General features: G+C 33.2%; 10 protein-coding genes. 1 reads left to right on the top strand and 9 read right to left on the bottom strand.

Going from position 1 to position 21,718, the window contains the following annotated elements; all coding sequences use genetic code 11:
* Positions 1-278: 278 nt before the first annotated feature.
* Positions 279-554, bottom strand: coding sequence for a hypothetical protein (locus NNH57_RS16330; protein WP_074409757.1), 276 nt, complete (start codon positions 552-554; stop codon positions 279-281).
* 672 nt (positions 555-1,226) lie between these two features.
* Between NNH57_RS16330 and NNH57_RS16335 the strand changes: the two genes are divergently transcribed.
* The gene (locus NNH57_RS16335; RefSeq protein WP_108808286.1) at positions 1,227-4,118 is read left to right on the top strand and encodes a T9SS type A sorting domain-containing protein; all 2,892 of its coding nucleotides are present in this window, start codon (positions 1,227-1,229) and stop codon (positions 4,116-4,118) included.
* A gap of 79 nt (positions 4,119-4,197) precedes the next feature.
* On the opposite strand, the gene NNH57_RS16340 is transcribed toward NNH57_RS16335, so the two are convergent.
* The 8 genes from NNH57_RS16340 to NNH57_RS16375 form a co-directional block, all read right to left on the bottom strand.
* Positions 4,198-5,784: a solute:sodium symporter family transporter gene (locus tag NNH57_RS16340; protein WP_108808284.1), complete on the bottom strand. Its 1,587-nt coding sequence runs from the start codon at positions 5,782-5,784 to the stop codon at positions 4,198-4,200.
* Between the two features lie 160 nt (positions 5,785-5,944).
* Complete coding sequence (locus NNH57_RS16345) at positions 5,945-7,975, bottom strand: carbohydrate binding domain-containing protein (RefSeq protein WP_132065798.1); 2,031 nt, start codon at positions 7,973-7,975, stop codon at positions 5,945-5,947.
* Between the two features lie 15 nt (positions 7,976-7,990).
* The gene (locus NNH57_RS16350; RefSeq protein ID WP_108808282.1) at positions 7,991-10,096 is read right to left on the bottom strand and encodes a glycoside hydrolase family 97 protein; all 2,106 of its coding nucleotides are present in this window, start codon (positions 10,094-10,096) and stop codon (positions 7,991-7,993) included.
* A 99-nt stretch (positions 10,097-10,195) separates the two neighbouring features.
* Positions 10,196-12,436, bottom strand: a complete 2,241-nt coding sequence (locus NNH57_RS16355) for a glycoside hydrolase family 3 N-terminal domain-containing protein (protein ID WP_074409762.1) — start codon at positions 12,434-12,436, stop codon at positions 10,196-10,198.
* Positions 12,437-12,482: 46 nt separating this feature from the next.
* The gene (locus NNH57_RS16360) at positions 12,483-13,853 is read right to left on the bottom strand and encodes a glucoamylase family protein (RefSeq protein WP_108808280.1); all 1,371 of its coding nucleotides are present in this window, start codon (positions 13,851-13,853) and stop codon (positions 12,483-12,485) included.
* A gap of 59 nt (positions 13,854-13,912) precedes the next feature.
* The gene (locus NNH57_RS16365; RefSeq protein ID WP_234423390.1) at positions 13,913-15,355 is read right to left on the bottom strand and encodes a RagB/SusD family nutrient uptake outer membrane protein; all 1,443 of its coding nucleotides are present in this window, start codon (positions 15,353-15,355) and stop codon (positions 13,913-13,915) included.
* Between the two features lie 10 nt (positions 15,356-15,365).
* Entirely contained in the window at positions 15,366-18,350 is a 2,985-nt protein-coding gene (locus NNH57_RS16370; RefSeq protein ID WP_108808279.1) for a SusC/RagA family TonB-linked outer membrane protein, read from the bottom strand.
* A 195-nt stretch (positions 18,351-18,545) separates the two neighbouring features.
* The gene (locus tag NNH57_RS16375) at positions 18,546-21,317 is read right to left on the bottom strand and encodes a helix-turn-helix and ligand-binding sensor domain-containing protein (RefSeq protein WP_108808278.1); all 2,772 of its coding nucleotides are present in this window, start codon (positions 21,315-21,317) and stop codon (positions 18,546-18,548) included.
* Positions 21,318-21,718 lie beyond the last annotated feature (401 nt).

Here is a 21,718-nt window from a genome sequence, read left to right on the forward strand (position 1 = left end):
TGGTGCAAAACCCATAAATCCCCCTAACCAAGTATGAAAACAAACCAGAAATCCTATACTGGTAAAGTCATCTTTAGTAAGCATCTAAAAACATAGGTAAAGCATTATAAATGAACTTGTTTTTTGTTTTTTTATCGTATTCCCAATGCAATATTAAAGCATCCCAGTTTCGTTTTTCGGGACTGAGAAAAAAAAATGAAAGTTTTTTTATAAATGAGATGGAAGGGTTTTGGGTATCAGGTATCTGGTATCAGGTTATAGATATGGGTTACGCTCTTTTAGTTACCCATAGAAGGGTTAATACTATTTGTTTTTTGACCTTTTTTATAGAATCCAAAAGTAAATCCTACCGGTTCTGAGTACACAAAACTCTGGGTGAGCGTATCAAATTCTACAGGTGCATCCAATTCTTTCATGATACAAAGCGTACGATATAATTTGGTTTTAGAGATGCCTAACTTTGCTGCCAGTTCTATGGGAGATCCGGTAGCTTGCAAACGGATAAGCTGATCAATTCGCTCTATCAATTGTATTTGCTTTAACATGATATTCATAACTATAGATTAAAAACGCATACTGTATTTCGAAAAATGATAATCATTGCTTTTTGATTATATTTTTTACCTTATTGGTATCATAATAAAAAGCGAAATTATGGTTTTTCCGTATTCAATATGTAAGGAAAACCGTAAATTCATTTTTAATTCTGGAGGTCATCATTTTCTATTTTACATTTGATATCAGAACGTATGTTAAAAATCAATCTTAACGAAAAAAGCGAGGTGTTTTTGTAATGAGTTTGGTTTGTCTAAAGCATATGTATTCGTTTTATAAACCCTACTCCTAGTATGGGTACTTCTTTGACTTTAGAATTATCAAAAAACAGCCTTATTAGATACTAAACCCGTAAAAAAACATCAACATAGTAGCAATAGGGAGATAAATCCATACATCATATATACATTAATATGTTAAAAAACAGCGATTTATCTTATAAGCACATATTTACAAATACTTGATTTTCAATGAATTATGCTATTTTCATGTTTTCACTCAAAAAAAGAAGGTTACTAGTACAGATACATCATCTAACTTTATGAGAGTATTAAAATAGTAAAGTAAATAGCTACACTTCATCTTTATTAATTCGATACAAAAATTAAACAACACAAAAAAGCAAGGAAGTTTTTGCCCAAAAATTAGTATTAACTTAACTATTATTAGGTATGACGAAATTTATACAATTACTACTATTTGTTCTATTTATAAATTGTGTACAAGCACAAAAAGTTTATGAGGATTTTAATTCGAATACTGCTCAACTTCAATGGATTGCTTCTAATGGTGTTTACGCCTTAGAAGGCAATCCTGAAAATAGTCAATCACAAATAGGCGCGTATACAAAATCACCTTCTCATCCATACAGCTTGTTCTTTGCATCAATAAATCAAGGAATAAACCTGACTACTTTTAACCAAATCAGAATTAAAATCTATAGTAGTTCGCTAAGATCATTTACCATGAAACTAGAAGGAAATAATGGTGCGATAGAGAAAACCACAATGATTACAGAAATTAACAAATGGATCGAGTACGAATTTGATTTTAGTGATGGTAGTTCTATCACCGGATTAAACAAAATCATCTTGTTTTTTGATCCTGGTTCTAATCGCGGAGAGAAGTTTTACTTTGATGATATCGTTGCTTATACCGCCGCGCAGGCAAATACTCAAATCGTTGATACTTTTGAAATTGGAGGTACGAGCTGGAACAGTATTAATGGAGTTTTTAATACCGTTAATAACCCACAATCCTCACAAACACTTAATACAAGCGCTACTTGTGGTTTGTTTACAAAAAACAGTGCTGCGTATTCTTTTGTTTCAACTACTATCGGAACTATTGATTATAGCACTCACAATGAATTACAAATCAAAATTCTACAAAATCAAAACCCTGGAAACGATCAATATACCCGATTTACCGTAAAATTAGAAAACTCGGTTACTCAGGAATCTATTGAAAGAAGAGGGTTTATCGGTAATACGAATACATGGACTACCTACTCTTTTGATTTTAGCTCGATTCCTCAAAACACTACATACGACAAACTACTCATCTTTTTTGGACACAACGATACTTCTAATACTAATTCCTTCTATTTTGATGATGTTCTTTTTAGAACAAAACGTACTTATCCGGCAAATATTGCTCGCACATTAGATCAATTAACTCAGAATTCTTATGAAGTATTCAAATTGCTTAGAACTAATAAGGGTGCATATCGGGATGCTAAACTAATTTCTAATAATAATGATTATCACCCTGGATCTACTGCATCTACAGGAATGGGATTGATCGCCTTATGTATCGCCAATGAAAAAAACTGGGAGCCTAATGCCCCTGATTTGGTTATAAAAACATTAGAAACAATGACAGGGCATACTTCTGGATTTAATTTGGATACAAATGCCAGTGGTTTTGCCAGACATTTTTTTGACTTAAATAATGGAGCAAGGGCCTGGAATTCTGAATATAGCACAATAGATACTGCTATCCTTATGTCTGGAGCATTATTTGCGAAAGAGTATTTTTTGGATTCTTCTGTACCCAACAGAGCTACCACACAGCAAAAGACACGTATTACAACCCTTGTGAATCAATTATGGAATTCTATTACCTGGGATGAAGCTATAGAAAATCCAACCAATGGTACCATATATAGAGATTTAGATAGTGCAGGAAAAGGTGTTCCCGGTACAACAACTTTACCTTATAACGAGTATATCATTGTAGCCGATTTGATACATCGATCGGGATCTACATCGGGTATAGCACTGTGGGATAAGTTTTATAAAAATCCTTATAATACTGATAGTAACGGACAATATCTGCTTCCCAGAGCAACAGCAACCTACACCACTCCCAATACAACAGTGATCAATAATGAAACACTTACAGATAGTAGCGGTAATTTCGTTTCTAGTTTTTTAGTTCAATTTTCATATTACCTAATTCATGACTTTGCATCTAATACTTCTTATGTTAACTATATGAAAAATGCAAAAAATGCTGACAAAAACTGGTGGAAATACGTTTCTGAAAATCAATATTACAGCCCTATCACCAGGTCATCTTTTGAATGGGGGACAGGAGCAGGTGCCGCCAATGCAAAAAATGGCTATCATGCAGACAAAATTTATAATAATGATAATGACAATTGGACTAAAATCGTATCACCTCACATTATTGCCGGTTTTTTACCTGTTGATCAAAATGATGAGATTAAAAACGATATCCTTAATTTATACAAATCGGGAAAAGGAATCTATACATTGCCTAATGCCTCTCAAACCGAAATTTTATGGAGATATAGTAAGGAGGATATTAATTGGAAAGCAGAAACTATTCAAGGTGTAGATTTTTCTACGATGCTTTTTGGTCTATATCATATAGAAGATCCTGGATTTTTTAAGAAATATAATAACTATACTATTACGGGATCTCCCCCTACAAATTCAGCCCCTACAAATGATGTAAAACTGCGTATTACCTTTGATAACTACCCCGAAGAAACTACATGGGAAATCAAAGATGCTAATAACGTGGTAATACACTCGGGGGGACCTTATGGTTCTCAAACAGATGGATCTACCCTTAATATAACCAAAACTCTTGATGAAGGATGTTATAATTTGGTATTCAAAGATACTTATGGTGATGGGATTTGCTGTAGTTATGGTATTGGTTCTTACGAACTAACCAACAGTGCTTCTGGTGCAGTGCTAGCTTCTGGTGGATCATTTACTTCTGAAGATATTAAAAATTTCTGTTTAGGAGATACTACAACACATAACTTTAATGCTGGTACGAAAGCAAATTTAGAAACCTTCGATATTAGTATTCATCCTATTCCTGCAAAAGACTTTATCATAATTCGAATGAATACTACCAAGGATTCGAATTACAGAATCATTAATCATATCGGTCAGATGGTAAAAAAGGGGGAAATATCTGAAAACAGAATAGAATTAAGTGGCTTACCAGATGGAATGTATTTCTTTTCTGCTATATCAAATGACAAAAAATTAACCAAAAAGTTTATCATCAAACAATAACATAAATCTAATTATAAAAAAAGACCCTGATATTATATCTTATTATCGGGGTCTTTTTATATTCTTCTACCTTGGTCAATCAAGAAAAATACACATAAACAGCTATAACGAGCAGGCAAATTATTCCTCCTGCTACTTTTACATATTTCCAGGGAGTGATATCCACTTGTTTTGTATACTCTTGCTTATACTCTTCTTTTCTGGGGTAGCGTCTACCTATACCCAACATGATAAGTACATTCAGTATAAATAATAGTGCCATTACATGTAGAAAATGCGGATAATTTTCTGTTCCAATTACAAAAGGTTTTAGTATAAACTGACTGATAATATATAATAAAGATCCCGAAATAACTCCAATTTTTGCTGCAATAGCAGGAACACGTTTGGTTAGGTATCCCACTACAATAATGGTTAGAATGGGGATACTATAAATTCCATTTGCCTCTTGTAAATAACCAAACAATCCATTTGTTGCATACGCTAAAAGAGGAGCAATACCCATGGATATTAGTGCCAAAAATATTCCGAAGGTTTTTCCGGCCTTAACCACTTTTTTTTCGCTTGCTTCTTTATGTATGTATTCTTTGTAGATATCTATCCCAAATAAAGTAACCGAACTGTTTAAGGCACTGTTAAATGAGCTTAATATCGCTCCAAACAATACCGCTGCAAAAAAACCTACTAAGGATACAGGTAATACTTTACTTACCAGCATAGGATATGCTTCATCAGGATTTACAAGTTCTCCTTTAAACATATGAAATGCTATGATTCCTGGTAATACAACAATAACAGGTCCTAAAATCTTAATATAAGATCCTAGTAAAAGACCTTTTTGGCCTTCTTTTAAATTTTTTGCCCCTAATGCTCTTTGAATAATTGCCTGATTAGTACCCCAATAAAACAACTGTACCAGCATCATCCCAGTAAAGATTGTTGAAAAAGGCACCGATGCTTCTGGAGAACCTATAGCATTAAATTTTTCGGGATGAGATTCTAGCAACACATCAATCCCTCCTAATAAACTCCCATCTCCTATAGCGTATAATCCAAATATAGGGATCATTACTCCCCCTATTAACAATCCAATAGCATTTATGGTATCTGATACGGCTACTGCTTTTAAACCTCCGAAAATTGCATAAATTGAACCTATACCTCCTATCGCCCATACTGTAATCCATAGAGCAGTAGTATCTGATACCCCTATAAGCTCAGGAATATCAAACATTGTATTTATTGCCAATGCGCCCGAATATAAAACTGTTGGTAACAAGATAATCGCATATCCTGTTAAAAATAGTCCAGACGTAATCGCTTTGGTTGTTCTATCATATCTTCTTTGTAAAAATTGGGGTATTGTAGTTATTCCTCCTTTAAGGTATCTGGGTAATAAAAATATTGCAGTGACTACCATAGCTACAGCTGCTAGTGTCTCCCATACCATAACCAGAATTCCTTCTTTATAAGCAGCGCCGTTTAAACCTACTATTTGTTCTGTGGATAGGTTGGTTAATAATAAAGACCCCGCTATTACTGATGCTGTTAAACTACGTCCTCCTAAAAAATAGCCATCAGATGATTTTTCATTAGTATTTCGGGTTAGCATATATGAAATAATGCCAACAATAGCGGTAAAAGCTATAAATATAGTTACTCCCATGTTTTTAAGTTTTTGTTTTTATTTTGCTTTTCATAATCCCATCATCAAAGTTGGATTGTATATTCAATAAAGGGAGAGGAAAAATCCTCTCCCTTTATTGAATAACTCCAAACTATTCAGCTTAAATGGGATAACTGAATTAAGGATTTATTTTATAGGGCTATGGAGTTACAAATTTTAGATCATCGATATGATAGGTATCAGTAGCTGTACCGTCTGATTGCCCGCCATTAAAAAATAAGACTACTTTAGTATTTCCATTACCTGCCGCTGCACTAAAATCAAAAGTGTAGTTTTTCCATTCTCCGGCTACATCAATATTTCCCCATATCTCTACAGCTGTACCGCCTTCGAGTTTTGCTAATAAAGGAACGGTTTTACTCGAATGTATTTTAATACTCAATTTTGAATTCACTGATAAATCTATTACACCTCCAAAATCAATAGCCAGATTATCCCATGCATTGGTTCCGTCATCCGTATATTCTCCAACGTTAGAACTTCTATTAGAGCAGCTAACATTAGGGTTTGCAACTACAGGTACAAATCCAGGGCTGCCTCCCAGTTGAAAATTTTGTTGACAATCAAAATCACTTATAATACTAAGATCAGGAGTAACTCCTGTGCAATCTTCTACAATTATACTACAATCCTTAGATGTGAATTTTAGATCATCGATATAGTAGATATCTGTAGCTGTACCATCTGATTGCCCGCCATTAAAAAACAAGACTACTTTAGTATTTCCATTACCTGCTGCTGCACTAAAATCAAAAATGTAATTTTTCCATTCTCCCGTGACATCAATATTTCCCCATATTTCTGCTGCTGTACCGCCTTCGAGTTTTGCTAATAAAGGAACGGTTTTACTCGAATGTATTTTGATATTCAACTGTGAGTTAACCGATAAATCTATGGCCCCTCCAAAATCAATAGCCAGATTATCCCATGCATTGGTCCCATCATCGGTATATTCTCCTACAGATTCACTTGTATTAACGCCACTTTTATTAGGGTTTTCTACTACAGGTACAAATCCAGGGCTATCTCCTAATTGAAAATTTTGTTGACATTCAAAATCACTTACAATACTTAAATCTGCAATGATACCAGCACAAGGGTCTACAAATTCTTTAAATCTAATATCATCTATATAATAAATATCTTCTGCTGTACCATCTGTCATACCTGCATTAAAAAACAGTATTACTTTTGTGTTTCCTGCTCCTATAGCCGTTCTAAAATCGAAAGTATATTCTACCCATTGATCTATAGTACTTATCGTTTTTGTTATTTCAATAGGTGTCCCTCCATCAAGTTTTACCGTTAATGGGCCTGTTTTCTTGGTAAGAACCTTTATACTTAATTGTGAATTGGTAGATAAATCTATTGATGATTCTAAGTCGATAAATAAATTATCGAAAGGTTCGGTACCATTATCTTTATATTCTCCTACAAATTGGCTTGTGTTAATTCCACTTTTACTTGGGTTCGCTACTACGGGAGCTGTTGTATCCATAGTAGGATCTCCCAGAAATACATTTTGTTGACAATCAAAATCATTTAATATGCTCGAATCCTTTTGAGTATTTTCGCATGGATCAGGAATGATAACGGACACATCAAAAAAGAGATCATCTAAAAAATAAATTTCTTTTGTGCCATCATTTTCTATACCTTGATTAAAGAATATTACAATCTTTGTATGATTTTGATCTTTTTGATCACTAAAATCAAACTGATACTCTATCCATTTATTATTACCATCAAGAGAGACTGTTATTTCTACCGGTACTGAAGTACCTCCTTCTAACCTAACTTTTGCTTCTGCAGAAATATCTGTTTTAATTTTGATTTTAAACAGTGCATGCGTAGATAAATCTATTGGCCCTCCGAAATCTATAACCAAAGCATCCTGGGATCCTGTACCATCGGTATACTTACCAACAAACTTACTTTTATTAATTCCTATTTCATTTGGATTTCTAATCGCCTCTACATTAGGTAAAGTTTGGTTCGATTGACATTCAAAATCTGTAACAATGCTAAGGTCTGCAACAACATTATCATTTTCGCATTGAGCATACGTTATGGTTTGCAATTCTTCTAAGTCATCCTCACACGATAAATTCAACACTAGCATCATAAAAAAGATACAATGTATACTCGAAAAAAACTTTACTATTTTCATGATAAAAAATTTACATTAATAATTAGCTACTTCTTTTATATGCATTGCCATGCCTCCTCCAGAGGCTAGGGACACATCTAATAAAGTAGTATGATTTACTTCTATTGTTTTATTTTTAAAAGCTGTCGGATTATTTAGATAATGGGCTTTATCTCCATCCAGATACAGTTCTGCTACATATTTTTTGTCATGGTCCAAATACTCAAAAGACAGCTCTAATTCTCTACTTTCTTGATTCGTTATACTACCAACAAACCAGCTTGATGAGTTTTTATCCTTTCTTGCTATGGTAAGATATTTTTCGATCTCTCCATTAAGCACCATAGTTTTATCCCAATCTACTGGTACATCTTTTATAAACTGAAATGCTTTTAAATTACCCTCATAATTTTCGGGCAGATCGGCTACCATTTGCAATGGGCTGTACAAAATAATGTACAATGCCAGTTGTTTGGCCAGAGTAGTCTTTACATATTGGTCGGTACGATACTTATCAAATTTTATATCAAAAATACCTGGTGTATAATCAATGGGACCTGCTAATCCTCGCGTAAAAGGAATGATAAGTGTATGTTCTGGAGAATTACCGCCTCCCCACGCGTTAAACTCCATTCCTCTAACACCTTCTCGGGTCATCATATTGGGGTACGTTCTTCTTATTCCCGTAGGTTTTATCGGTTCATGAACATCTAATGTTATTTTATATTTTGCTGCTGTTTCTACAACTTTTCGGTAATGATTTACCATATATTGACCGTGATGAAACTCTTTATTATCAATAAGATGATTTGCATACCCTGTCTTTACTGTATTAATTCCTAATGTGTTATAAAAAGAAAATGCACTATCTAATCTTTTTTCGTAGGTAATAACATCACCAGAAGTTTCATGATGTCCTATAATCGTAACTCCTTTTTCTTTAGCATATGCAACTACTTCTTTTATATCAAAATCAGAGCTTGGAGTTACATAATCAAAAAAACCTGTAGCGCCCTTTACTCCCCAATATTCCCATCCTGTATTCCAACCCTCTATTAATACTCCTTTGATACCATGTTTTGCATTAAAATCTATATATTTTTTTGCATTTATAGTCGTTGCTCCATGTGATGTGCTATTGCCTGACCAGCCTCCTTCATTTTTATTTGCCCAGGAGCTTTTTCCCAAATGCATTTCCCACCAGATACCCGAATATTTCATTGGTTCAATCCACGAGACATCTTTTATTTTTGAAGGCTCATTAAGATTAAGAATAAGAGTGTTGGTTAACAACTCTTTTGCCTCTTCTGCTATTTGGATCGTTCTCCACGGTGTAACAAAAGGGGTTTTTATACGCACTTTATCTCCATTACTCCACGGAACTAGTTCTGATTGCAATACATGATTTTCTTTTACGGCTAATGTCATATCAGAATAATCAGTAAGATTAGCTTCGCTAAAACATAAATAAATAGTACCCCTTGTTTTAATGGTTAATGGTGTATTAACAGCATGTACATTAGGGATTCTATTGTTCTTGGTATCGTCATAACCATCATTCTCTCTCGCGTCTATTTTACTTAAAGTGGTGTGACTATAGATATGTTCATAACTATCATAATCTGCAGGAATCCACCATGCATCGGCGTCGTCTGTAAGTTTGAATTGGGTATGTTCTTTGGTAATTACCAGTTCATCAAGATGTTCTTGTTTTGGAAATTGATATCGAAAACCAAGGCCATCATCATAGATTCTAAAAATAATTTTGAAATTACGTTTAAGATCCAAGGTTTCTTTTAGCGTAATTATTGTTTCGTTATACTTATTTTCAATACTTTTTTGTTGACCCCAAACCGGTTTCCAGTTTGTATGTACTGTATCGGTTACTATAGATATGATTTCCAGATTTTCTTTTATTGCAGGGTTGTTTTTAAACTGAAATCCAACAAAAGAAGTGTCTATAATAGTTTCGGTTTTATGCTGAACTGTATACCAGGGTTCTCCATTAGAGTTAACACTAAAATGTACTACTATTTTAGCGTCCGGAGATTTTAATTCTACTATAGATCCATTTCTTGTATCGCAAGACGAAAAAAGAAATACCATGATCAATATAAGAATGTATTTTACGCTTGTTAACATTATAAGCTATAGTTTAAATTGTAATCTATTTTTTCTCAAAACCGATAAAAGAACACTAACATCCTTTTTTTACCTGGTGTTAGTGTTCATAAACTAAAGTTAGTGATCAGAAAATGAGAACTGATGTGTGAATTTTTGATCCGAACTACCTCCTACAAAAAGGTCGTAGTCTCCTTTTTCGTTCACAAAATTTATAGTACTGTCATAAAACTTTAAATCATTAGCAGTTAGGATAAATTCTATTGTTTTTGTTTCTCCTTTTTTTAGGAATACTTTTTTAAATCCTTTTAGTTCTTTAACAGGTCTGGTAATACTTCCAAATCTGTCTTTGATATATAATTGTGCAATTTCTTCTCCATCATAATTTCCTGTATTTGTAATACTGGCTGTAATCTTGATTTTAGAATTTGGTGTAAGCACGTTAGAGTCTAACGTCACATCACTATATTTAAAGGTTGTATAACTTAATCCATATCCGAATGGAAATAGTGGAGAGTTATCAACATCTAAGTATCTGGAAACGAATCTTGGATTTGCTCCTTCGAGATCCACTGGTCTCCCCGTGTTTTTCATATTATAAAAAACAGGTATTTGTCCTATATTTCTCGGAAACGTAACGGTTAGTTTTCCCGAAGGGTTATAGTCTCCAAATAATACATCTGTAATAGCATGACCACCACTTGTACCTGGGAACCAAGCTTCTACAATAGCATCTACGGTTTCATTTTCCCATGATAAATCCAGAGGTCTTCCATTTAATAAAACCAGTACTATTGGTTTTCCTGTTTTCTTTATTTCGGCAATTAATTCTTGTTGATGCCCCGGGAGTTTAATACTTGTTCTACTCGCTGCCTCACCGCTCATATTTTCTAGCTCTCCCATAACCATAACTACCACATCAGCATTCTGTGCAGTCTTTACTGCTTCTGCAAAATTTGATGTATCTCCTTCTACAACCTCACAACCTTTGGCATAGGTAAACAGGCTTTCTTTTGCCTCAAGAGCTTCTTTTACACTTACTGCTACTCCTTCTCTATTCCCATGGGCAGCCCAATTACCAATGATATGAAACTCATCATTTGCCAACGGACCAATAAGAGCAATCTTTTTTTCTTTATGTAAAGGCAGTACCTCATCTTTATTTTTTAACAAAACGATAGATTTTCTGGCAGCATCTCTAGCTGCTTCTAGATGATTATCATTAAGAATTACTTTGGCTTCCTGCTCTTCATTACAATATTTATAAGGATCTTCAAAAAGGCCTAGTTTATATTTCAATCTCAAAATATCTTTTACAGCTTTGTTCAATCTACTTTCTTCTATTTTACCTTCTTGTATAGATTGCTTCATATAATTTTTATACACTCCTCCCTGCATATCCATATCTACTCCTGCATTCATAGCTAATTCTCCTGCATGTTTTAAATCTTCTGCATAACCATGAGGGACCATTTCATTTATTGAAGTATAATCAGTTACTACAAAACCATTAAATCCCCACTCTTTTCGTAATACCTGATCTAGTAAAAAGGTATTCCCCGTAGCCGGTATTCCATTGAGTTCGTTAAATGAAGTCATAAAAGTTGCTGCTCCTGCATCTAATGCTGCTTTAAAAGGTGGTAAATACACATTTCTTAGTGTATTCATAGACATATCAACAGTGTGATAATCTCTACCTGCTTGTGCTGCACCATATGCAGCATAATGCTTGGCACAAGCCAAAATGGTATTCTTATTAGAAAGATCATTTCCCTGAAATCCTTTTACTCTTGCTTTGGCAATTAAACTTCCCAGATAAGTATCTTCTCCTGCACCTTCTGATATTCTACCCCATCTTGGATCTCTGGCAATATCTACCATAGGAGCAAAGGTCCAATGTAACCCTTCTACAGAAGCTTCTATAGCAGCAATACGGGCACTCTTTTCCATGAGTTCTAAATCCCAACTAGAAGCTTCTCCCATAGGGATAGGAAAAATAGTTTTATATCCATGAATTACATCATATCCAAAGAGAAGTGGAATCCCTAAACGCGTTTCTTCTACTGCAATTTTTTGAAGTTTTCTTGTATAAGCAGAACCGGTAGCATTAAAAATAGCTCCTACTTGTCCTTTTTTAAGATATTCTACATAATTTTTGTCCAGCACAGGCCCTGTAACATCAGCTCCACTAGAGTATAATACGGTTTGCCCTATTTTTTCTTCTAATGTCATTAAAGCCATTAAAGAGTCTATCTTATGTTCTATTTGGGTATCTTGACCTGATAGACCAGGTGATTTTATTTTGTTTTTACAACTAAAACAGAATACTCCAAGAGATATGATCAATAGTATTTTTTTCATCAAAAAAATGATTCTTATATTTATAATTATTTGATTGAATTCTTTTCTAGAATCCTAATTTTGATAGTCCATCTTTTATTTCCTGGTCCTTCATAAAAAGTGACCATAGAAGCTGTGTTCTATGATTTTCTATCATGGCTACAATAGGCCCCTGATCAATCGCTAAATATCCATCAGAATACCAATCCTGTTGTTCTGAGAATGCATCGTAGAAACCATATTCGCCCCATAACTTGTCGTTTAGTTTATAATAGAAATATTCTAATGCTTTTTTTGACTGTTCTGGAGTATAAGGAAAAGAAGAAAGCGCTGCCGTTGGAGTGATAACACTATTATCTTCTGTGGGGCTGTGTACTCCATACCCCCCAGGCTGATCACTTGCTGTAAGTCCCCAACTATTTTCTCCATACCCTTTAAAGCCTTTTGGGTTTTCGATACAGTACTCATAATTGATAAGTGCATGTGCTTTATTTTGATCAAAATAATTTGCATATTGATCACCTAATCCTCTTGGATCTAAACCAATAAAGGAATATTGTGAGAAAAATAAAGGGCCTCCAAAATCCGGGCCTAGAGGTAATACTGTGCCAAAAAATGATTTTCCATTTTTCATCCCTCCATTAGATGCCCATCCATTATCATATGTTTCTTTATCTATAGAATGAGTAGGGGATGATGCTCCTAAAACATAAACGATAAGTGCTTCATTCCATCCACCTATTTTTAAGTTGATATTAAAATTATGGTTTGGTGACCAGTGCCATGTAAGTGATTTTTCTCCCTGAGTGTACCAATCCCATTCTACAGCTTCCCATAATGCCGTTATTCTATCTCGAATATCTTTTTCTTCTGTAGTATTGGCAGAAAAATATTGTCTGTTTATTAATAACCCTTGTATTAAAAATGCGGTCTCGACAAGATCTCCACCATCATCTTGTGCGCTAAAAGGTCTTGTTTTGGCCGTATCACCATAGTACCAATGCGAAAAAACACCGTGATAGGAATCTGCTCCTTCCAGGAACGTCAGTATTTTTTGTAACCGCTCTATAGCTTCTGTTTTGGTAATCCATCCTCTTTCAACTGCTGCAGGAAAACATGCTATTCCAAAACCAGAACCTCCTGTGGTTACTACTCTTTTGGATTGTCCTTCGAATGCATCTTCCTGAGAACGTTCTCTTGCCAAACCACTATTAGGTTCTGCAAAATCCCAGAAATAATTAAAAGTACGTTGCTGCACCAGATCCAATAATTCTTCAAAAGGAATCTCTGGTATTGGATTTTCTTCTTCAAATATTTCGGCTACATCTGGCGGTGGTGGTGTAATATCATCTGTATTACAACTACTAAAAAATAATATCGAAGAACAGATAAATGAGAGTAAAAACATTTTTTCTTTAATTGTTATTAATAATTTCATAGGGTTATATTTTTATTTCTGAAGTCAGAAAATTTTTTCTAATTGAGTTTTGGGTGATATTAATATCCTGGATTTTGGATAAGAAGCCCTCCACTTTTTTGTATTTGATCATTAGGAATAGGAAACACCTCGTGTTTTCCATCTACAAAGGACTTACCATGTGCTCTAAGCACAGTACCTGCTCTTCCTTGTCGTACCAGATCAAAATACCGATCATGCTCAAAAGCAAGTTCATGCCTTCTTTCATTCCAAACAGCCATTTGATCAACACTAACGGCATTGCTTAAACCTGCTCTATTTCTAACCTGGTTTAACGGAGCTGCAGCATCTCCTCCTACTTGCAAAGCTGCTTCGGCATTGATTAATAGTATTTCTGCAAAACGTAGTATTCGTATATTTTTCCCGGTTTCCCAAGCATCAGATAATGCACTTGAGTATGCTTTCTGGTTATACATTGGATTTACTACCGTATTTGCCACTAGCCTGCCATCAAATAAAGTTTCACCTCTAAATATTATAGTACCATCTCTTCTCGTATCTCCTGGTTCGTATGAATCGGCAAGATTTTGGGTAGGAGTATTAAATCCCCAGCCCCAGCCGCCATCGCCTCTAGCTCCCTGGCTTACGCTATATCCTTGTACTCCTGCAGTAGGTGTTTCGCCACGAGCTTGTATTTCAAAAATGGATTCGGTATTATTTTCTCCAATCTCTTTCCAGATATCTTCATAGTTGGCAGTAAGGCCGTATTCTCCAGATCCTATAATTTCATTAGTTAGCTCATACGCTTTTGTCCACTTATTTTGGTACATACTTACTTTGGCCAACAATGCTTTTGCTGCTCCATTAGTTGCCCTACCTAACTCAGAACTATCATATTCACTCTTTTGGGGTAATGCCAGTATAGCCTCTTGTAAATCTGTTTCGATAAAAACATAGGTCTCTTCTTTTGTAGCTCTTTTTAAAAGTTCATTCGGATTTGAATTAAGATCAGGCACATCTCCTATTAAAGGTACACCTCCAAACATTTTAACTAACCTAAAATATAGTAATGCTCTTAAGAATTTTGTTTCACCAATAAGTCTGCTTTTTAATGTATCGTCTAATTCATTAAAGGATTCTAATCTACTTAATGCCTGATTAGCCCTTTGTATACCATCATAATGGGCTTCCCATATTTCATTGAATGATATCGAGGTTGCATCAAAAGTAAGTGCGTCTAATAGATGTTTATCTGTTCCTGTATCTCCCGGATCACTACCTTTATCTGCATCATCTGAAGTAATACTAGAAATTCCATTCCATGAAAATGAACTCATTGGCCATTGTAAAAAACTATTATAAACAGCGTTTACAAGTTCTGAAGCATTCTCAACAGTTATAGCTTCTTCGGTTTCCTGATTTGACTCTACTTCGAGAAAATCTTCACTGCATCCCAATAGTAGGATAAGCATAAAAAACAAAGAAAGGTGATATCGCATTGCGCTTTTTATTAAATTTTTCATATTAATTTTTTTAAAAAGAAGTGTTTATACCAAAATAAAATGACCTGAGTGTGGGATATGCATTTAACTCGATCCCGGCTGTACCCAGAGGATCTCCCGGAAGTTCTGGCGTGTACCCCGAAAATTTCTTGAAAATAAAAGGGTTTTTTGCAGATGCATATATTCTAACTTTAGAGAAAATACTTATAACATCTTTTGGCAAAGAATACCCTAATGTGATATTGTTAATTCTGAAAAAATCTCCTGATTCTAAATAGTAGTTAGAAGACAGTGGCACATCATTAGAAGCAATTGGAGTTGTATTACTCGGTCTACCAGATGTCCATCTATTATTAAATACAGATTGTTCTATATTTTCATTTCCGAATCGCTGTGCTTTTTTTCCGTTATAGACTTTGTTACCTAAGTTACCAAAAGTATCTATCGAAAGGTCAAAATTTTTGTATTCGACACCGAGGTTAAGTCCAAAGAAGTATTTTGGAATATAAGAACCGAAGAATTTTCGATCTCCTTCATCAGTAATACCATTATTATTTACATCTTCGTATACTAATTCTCCTCTGTCATCAATACCAATTGCATTATATAAGAAAAAACTCCCTAAAGGTTGTCCTACAGCTACTTTTTTGGTATACTGCCCATTATCAATATTTCCTCCTTGTTGCTCATTAAAAAACGGGCTGGTTACTTTGGTAAGTTCATTTTCATTAAAGGAGAAACTTCCTCCCAAATTATACTTTACTGTTCCTATAGTATCTGCCCAGTTTAATGTTATTTCTGCTCCTTTATTTACAATTTCTCCTACGTGAGAATTAAAAGGGTCAAAACCAAAAACATCTGGAAGCTGTACTTCTAAAGTAGCATTGGTATTGGTTCTTTGATAGTAATCTAATTCTCCACTTAATTTATGATTTAAAAGAGCAAATTCTAATCCTACGTCAAATTCATTTGTTCTCTCCCAGGTCAGATCTTCATTGATAGTACCTGTAACTGTGATCCCTTGCTGTAGTTCCTGATTAGGTCCAAAGGGAAAAAACCCACCACTACCTGTTGTTGCTGTTATTACATTAAAAGGTACATTTTGATTACCCAACTCCCCATAACTTGCTCTAAGTTTTAGTTTATCAAACCATCCATCTTGCATAAAATCTTCTTTGGTCAATACCCAACCTACACTTACTGCATAAAAATTACCGAATCTTTTTCCGGGTTGAAACTTGCTTGAACCATCTCTCCTAAAAGAGGCATTAAATAAGTATTTACTATTATAATCATAATTTACCCTGGCAATATAGGAGTACAGTCTATCTGATACACTAAATGATCCAGACGAAAGTTGAGTATCATCTTCATCCCCTGTGTTTAGGTTAAATCTAAGATTTGAGTCCAGAGGAACATTATTTCGTACTCCTCTTAAAAATTCTCCTCCACTTTCTTCAGAGGTAATACCTAAAGTCGCTTTAATTGTATGAGATTCACCAAATGTTTTATTGAAGGTGAAATAATTATCTAAAAACCACCTATAATTATTGGTATGTGTAACTGTTAATCTAGTTTTTGCAGGGTTTTCTATCCCTCCTTCAAAGTTTTCTTCAAGATTCGCTGGATTGTTTGCTAAAAAAGAGCCTAATCTATCTTCAAAATTATAAAATCTTCCATATTCTGTTTCTACAGAAAAACGAGATGTAAATGTTAATGGTTCTATTATTTTATAGTCTAGTTTAAATGCTCCCTGTAGCTTAAAGAATTTTTGCTTTTCGTCTTGAAAAAATAAATCTTTTACCGGATTAGATACATTATTAAAAGCTGCAGATGAACCAAACCGTCCTTCTTCATCTCTTATTGGCACAATAGGGGATTGTTTATAAGCATTTGTAAATGCATTAAATCCTTTTGGAGTTATATTAGCCAATTGTGCATTTACATTATGAGAAAAATTAATTTTTTTGCCAATCTTATAGTCGACATTACTACGTAATGTAAGTCTATCAAAATCATTACCTATTAATATCCCTTCTTCTTTATTAAAGCCTGCACTAAAAAAAGAGCGGATTTTTTCTGAACCTCCTGATACTGATAAATTATAGTTAGATATACGACCTGTTCTTGTTATTGCGTCCAACCAATTTGTATTATATTTTTGATTAGAAAAGAAAAAACCACTGGTATCATTATCATTATTAGGATCATCATCATTTCTTAAATCTCTTAGAGCTGCCTCGTTATTATAAGTCACAAAAGATGTTGCATCTGCCAGTTTAACTCTACTTAATATATCACGATACCCTGTATAGGTATCAAAAGAAATTTCCATCTTTCCTGTTTTTCCTTTTTTGGTAGTAATTATGATCACTCCATTAGCGCCTCTGTTTCCATAAATAGCTAGGGATGCAGCATCTTTTAAGATATTCATCGTAAGAATATCTAATGTATTGATGTTATTAATATTATTGGTCAATACACCATCAACTACATATAGTGGTTCTCTACCGCCTTGAATAGTTCCTAATCCTCTGATAATTACTGTTGAAGCCTGCCCAGGTGCATCTGAAGCAATTACTTGTACACCTGCAGCTTTTCCTTGCAATGCTTGAGAAGCATTAATAATTGGTTCTCTGGATAGTTCGTCTCCTTTAACTGTAGCTACCGCACTGGTAAGAATAGATTTTCTTTGGGTTCCATACCCTACAACAACTACTTGCTCGAGTTCTGAGGTATTAGACTCCATATATATAGTATAATCGGTATTTTCTGTTATTAAAATTTCTTTAGTTTTGAAACCTAAATAACTTACCATAAGAGTATCTCCTATTTGAGTATTTATTGTGAATCTTCCATCAAAATCTGTTAATGCCCCTTTGGATGTTCCTTTTACTAAAACATTACATCCTGGTAGTGGCATATTGTTATCAGAATATATTGTTCCGGTAATAGTTTGCTGTGCTATTACACTATTATAGATCAACAGTAAGCAAATGAGAATTTGATTTTTCATCTAAAAATTAATTATTTGTTAACACTAGGTTAAAATTACTTATTGCTGTTGTAAAAACTTTTGTAGTATCAATATATTCTTACAGAAACAAATTTAAATATTTATAAATCAGATATTTATAAAATAAAATACATCAGTATTTTAACATATTGATGTATTTAAGATGTAATTATTTTGAAGAAATAAATGGATGATTTAGAGTTTCATTAAGAAACTTGATAGGCTATCTTTAGCATTAAGCTCTAATTTTTTTCTTAATCGATAACGTTGTAGCTCTACACCCCTTACACTTATTCCTAATAATGGAGCTATATCTTTAGTAATTAATCCAATTTTAATATAAGCACAAAGTTTAAGGTCTTTGGTCGTTAGTTTTGGAAATTTTGATATTAATGATTTGAAAAAATCCTCATGCAATTCATTAAAATTAGATTCAAAGATTTTCCAATTGTCATTACTATTTATATGTTTTTTAGACGAGTCAAGTAGTCGTTTAGTTCTATATTCATTTGTAGAAAACTTTTTTAACCTATTAAGTTCATTCCTTAACTCTATTATCATCTCATTTTTGTTCGTGACTGATAAAGTAGAATTCGTAAGCTCTCGTTTTTTGTTTCTTATTTCCTTTTCGAGGTTTTTCTTTTCAATTACATTTATTTTCTTTTGCATCTCTCGCATGTACTCTTCCTGAAGCGCCAATTGTTGTTTTCTTATCTTTATTTTATTGATTTTATAGACCATAAATAGTAATCCCATTGCCAGAAGCGAGTACAACAATTTCATAATATTAGAGAAATACCAGGGAGGTAACACCTTTAAAGCTATCTGTTTTATTAAATTTTCTCCCTTTTGATTATCATTTTCTAATGATAATGTATAATCTCCATAGGGAAGATTTTGAAGAATCAACTTCCCTTCTTTAACAAATTCCTTTTGATCCACTTCTCCTGATAGTGTATAACTAAAATCATTTCCATAAGATTTTGGCATATATATTTCAAATGCTAAATATTTAGCATCTTCAAATGGTATATGAATAAGTGTATCATATATTGAGAATTGTTTTGTTCTAGAATATATTTTATCTATTACCGGAGTTTGCGAACTCTTTTTATCATTTCGTAAAGCATTTATATTATACATTGCAAAACCATCATTAAGGTTGATCATCCTTAAGGAATCATTTTTGAATATAATCTTTTCATATTTTGCAACAAGACGTTGTTTAATGCCGGCAACATTAATTTTATAGATTTCCTTATAGTTACCATCTGTAAGAGTTAATGTATTTTCACTTTTTCTATCTATAAACCAAGCTTCATTTTTTTCTTTGTGAATAAGTACCTTGTCATCAAAGTCTTTAAACTTCTTAAAGCTACCAATACTGTCTTTTTGTTGAAAATACTGGAACCATTTTCCTGAATTATAAAATACTATATCAGAATCAATTTTAAAAATATTAGTTTGATATTGTTTAAAATTCTTATTCTCTCCATAAGAAGTAACTTTTATTGCTTTAGTATAATTTTCATTCAGTTCTATTCTAAAAACTCCTTTATACGAATGTGTAACCCAAATCACTCTATCAGACTCAAAAACAATATCATTCACCAAAAAAGATAGGTTTTCAATTACATGAGAATGCCAATCATTCCCATCCTTTCTTAAGAAATTAATTCCGTAATAAGTTCCTTGTAAATACTCTTTTTGTTGCCCTGGTACTTTTATAGTACAATAGACACCTCCTGATGTTAGTTTTTGAGATAATCTATTGTCCTCGATCAAAAAACTACCATCATTGTGTCCTGCAATAATTTGGTTTTCTATAATGCTTAAATCCCAAACCTGTCCTTCTGATCCTTCGATAAACTGTAGTTTTTTATCATTAGAATAGGTATAAATTCCGGTATTACTCGCCAGGTAGTATTTTTCATTTAAAAAGGCAACATCATATACTGTTCCTACGGTTCCTGTAAAATCTTTATAATATGAAAAGGGAGTTTTAAAATCAATTTTCCCTAGTCCATTATCCAAAGCTGCCCAAAGATTTCCTTCATGAACTTTTAACCCCAAAACTGTATTGTTTTGCAAACCCGATTCTTTATTGAGGTATTGAAGAGTTTTTGTGTTTAGATTATAAATTATAACCCCATTCTTAATTGTTCCTAATGCCAGGTGCTCTTCATCTAAAAAAACAGCCTTGTTAAGTACGTTAGTATTTAAAAATAAATTGACTTCTTCTGGTAGTGGTGACAACTTATTAGAATCATAAATAAACCCTCCTTCATTCAAATCAAAAAAGAAAAGTTTATTTGAAATTACCGAAACATTGTTTACCGAGCTAATTGTATACTCACTCTCTGAAAACTCAAAAGATATTAGCTTATTTTCTTTTAATTCCTGAACTCCTTTATTTCTGTTAGCAACTATTAATTTATTGTTATAAACAGTAATGTCATATACTCCCTGACTATCTTCAATATATTGGATTTGATTACCATCATATATATAAATCCCTCCTGCAAAGGATTCAAAAACAATATGATCTTTATACGCTATTATTTTCCAAAATTGTTCATTCCTAAATTGGTGATTCGCATCAAAAGAAGAAACTAACGAGGTATATTTATAATTCCCATAAATATCTTTTTCCCAAAACCCAAATTCTTCATAAGACCCTGTATATATCCTGTTTTTTACACATAAAACTGATCTAATTATCGTTTTGTTTGGTAATTCAAATAATTGCCAGGATTGCCCATTATATCGTAATAAGCCTTTATTGTTTGCCACATAAACAACTCCATTAGCATCAATATCAATACCCCAATTTTGGTTATCGGCTTTATAGTTGGCTATAGTATAGTTTTCTATTTCGGGGTGAAATATTTGTGCCTGAACAGGAAAATTAAATCCTAAGGAAAAAACAGTAAATAAGTAAGCTTTTAGTATAGTATCTAATTTCATGTATAAAAATAGTCTCTAAAATTTTCTTGACTCTTTAATTTAAATATACAACAATTAATATTGGTAATACCCTAGTCTAAATGATATCAAATTTTACCTAATTGTTCTTTTTCTTTAGTTATCTATAAACTATTCTAATTCTTTGAAGCTTAAATAGAGTAATTATATTACATCATTTATACATCTTAGTGTTAAAAAACTATCGAAAACACATACTTCAATGACATATTAATATTCTTAAAATCAAATAGTTAAAAACACATCGTTGAAATTAAACACTGGTAATCTTAAGGCTTATATCCTTAATAATAATGAATTTTGTCATAGAATATATATTCAATATTAGACATCAATTTAAACTCAAAAAAACGACTTTCAAAAAAACATGTATTAATTCTTAA

It is taken from the genome of Aquimarina spinulae (assembly GCF_943373825.1).
Lineage (GTDB): Bacteria > Bacteroidota > Bacteroidia > Flavobacteriales > Flavobacteriaceae > Aquimarina > Aquimarina spinulae.

What these genes read in the sequence shown, in the direction of transcription:
- NNH57_RS16330 (WP_074409757.1), bottom strand. Translation starts at nt 554, where the DNA reads ATGAATATCATGTTAAAGCAAATACAATTGATAGAGCGAATTGATCAG.
- NNH57_RS16335 (WP_108808286.1), top strand. Translation starts at nt 1,227, where the DNA reads ATGACGAAATTTATACAATTACTACTATTTGTTCTATTTATAAATTGT.
- NNH57_RS16340 (WP_108808284.1), bottom strand. Translation starts at nt 5,784, where the DNA reads ATGGGAGTAACTATATTTATAGCTTTTACCGCTATTGTTGGCATTATT.
- NNH57_RS16345 (WP_132065798.1), bottom strand. Translation starts at nt 7,975, where the DNA reads ATGAAAATAGTAAAGTTTTTTTCGAGTATACATTGTATCTTTTTTATG.
- NNH57_RS16350 (WP_108808282.1), bottom strand. Translation starts at nt 10,096, where the DNA reads ATGTTAACAAGCGTAAAATACATTCTTATATTGATCATGGTATTTCTT.
- NNH57_RS16355 (WP_074409762.1), bottom strand. Translation starts at nt 12,436, where the DNA reads ATGAAAAAAATACTATTGATCATATCTCTTGGAGTATTCTGTTTTAGT.
- NNH57_RS16360 (WP_108808280.1), bottom strand. Translation starts at nt 13,853, where the DNA reads ATGAAATTATTAATAACAATTAAAGAAAAAATGTTTTTACTCTCATTT.
- NNH57_RS16365 (WP_234423390.1), bottom strand. Translation starts at nt 15,355, where the DNA reads ATGAAAAATTTAATAAAAAGCGCAATGCGATATCACCTTTCTTTGTTT.
- NNH57_RS16370 (WP_108808279.1), bottom strand. Translation starts at nt 18,350, where the DNA reads ATGAAAAATCAAATTCTCATTTGCTTACTGTTGATCTATAATAGTGTA.
- NNH57_RS16375 (WP_108808278.1), bottom strand. Translation starts at nt 21,317, where the DNA reads ATGAAATTAGATACTATACTAAAAGCTTACTTATTTACTGTTTTTTCC.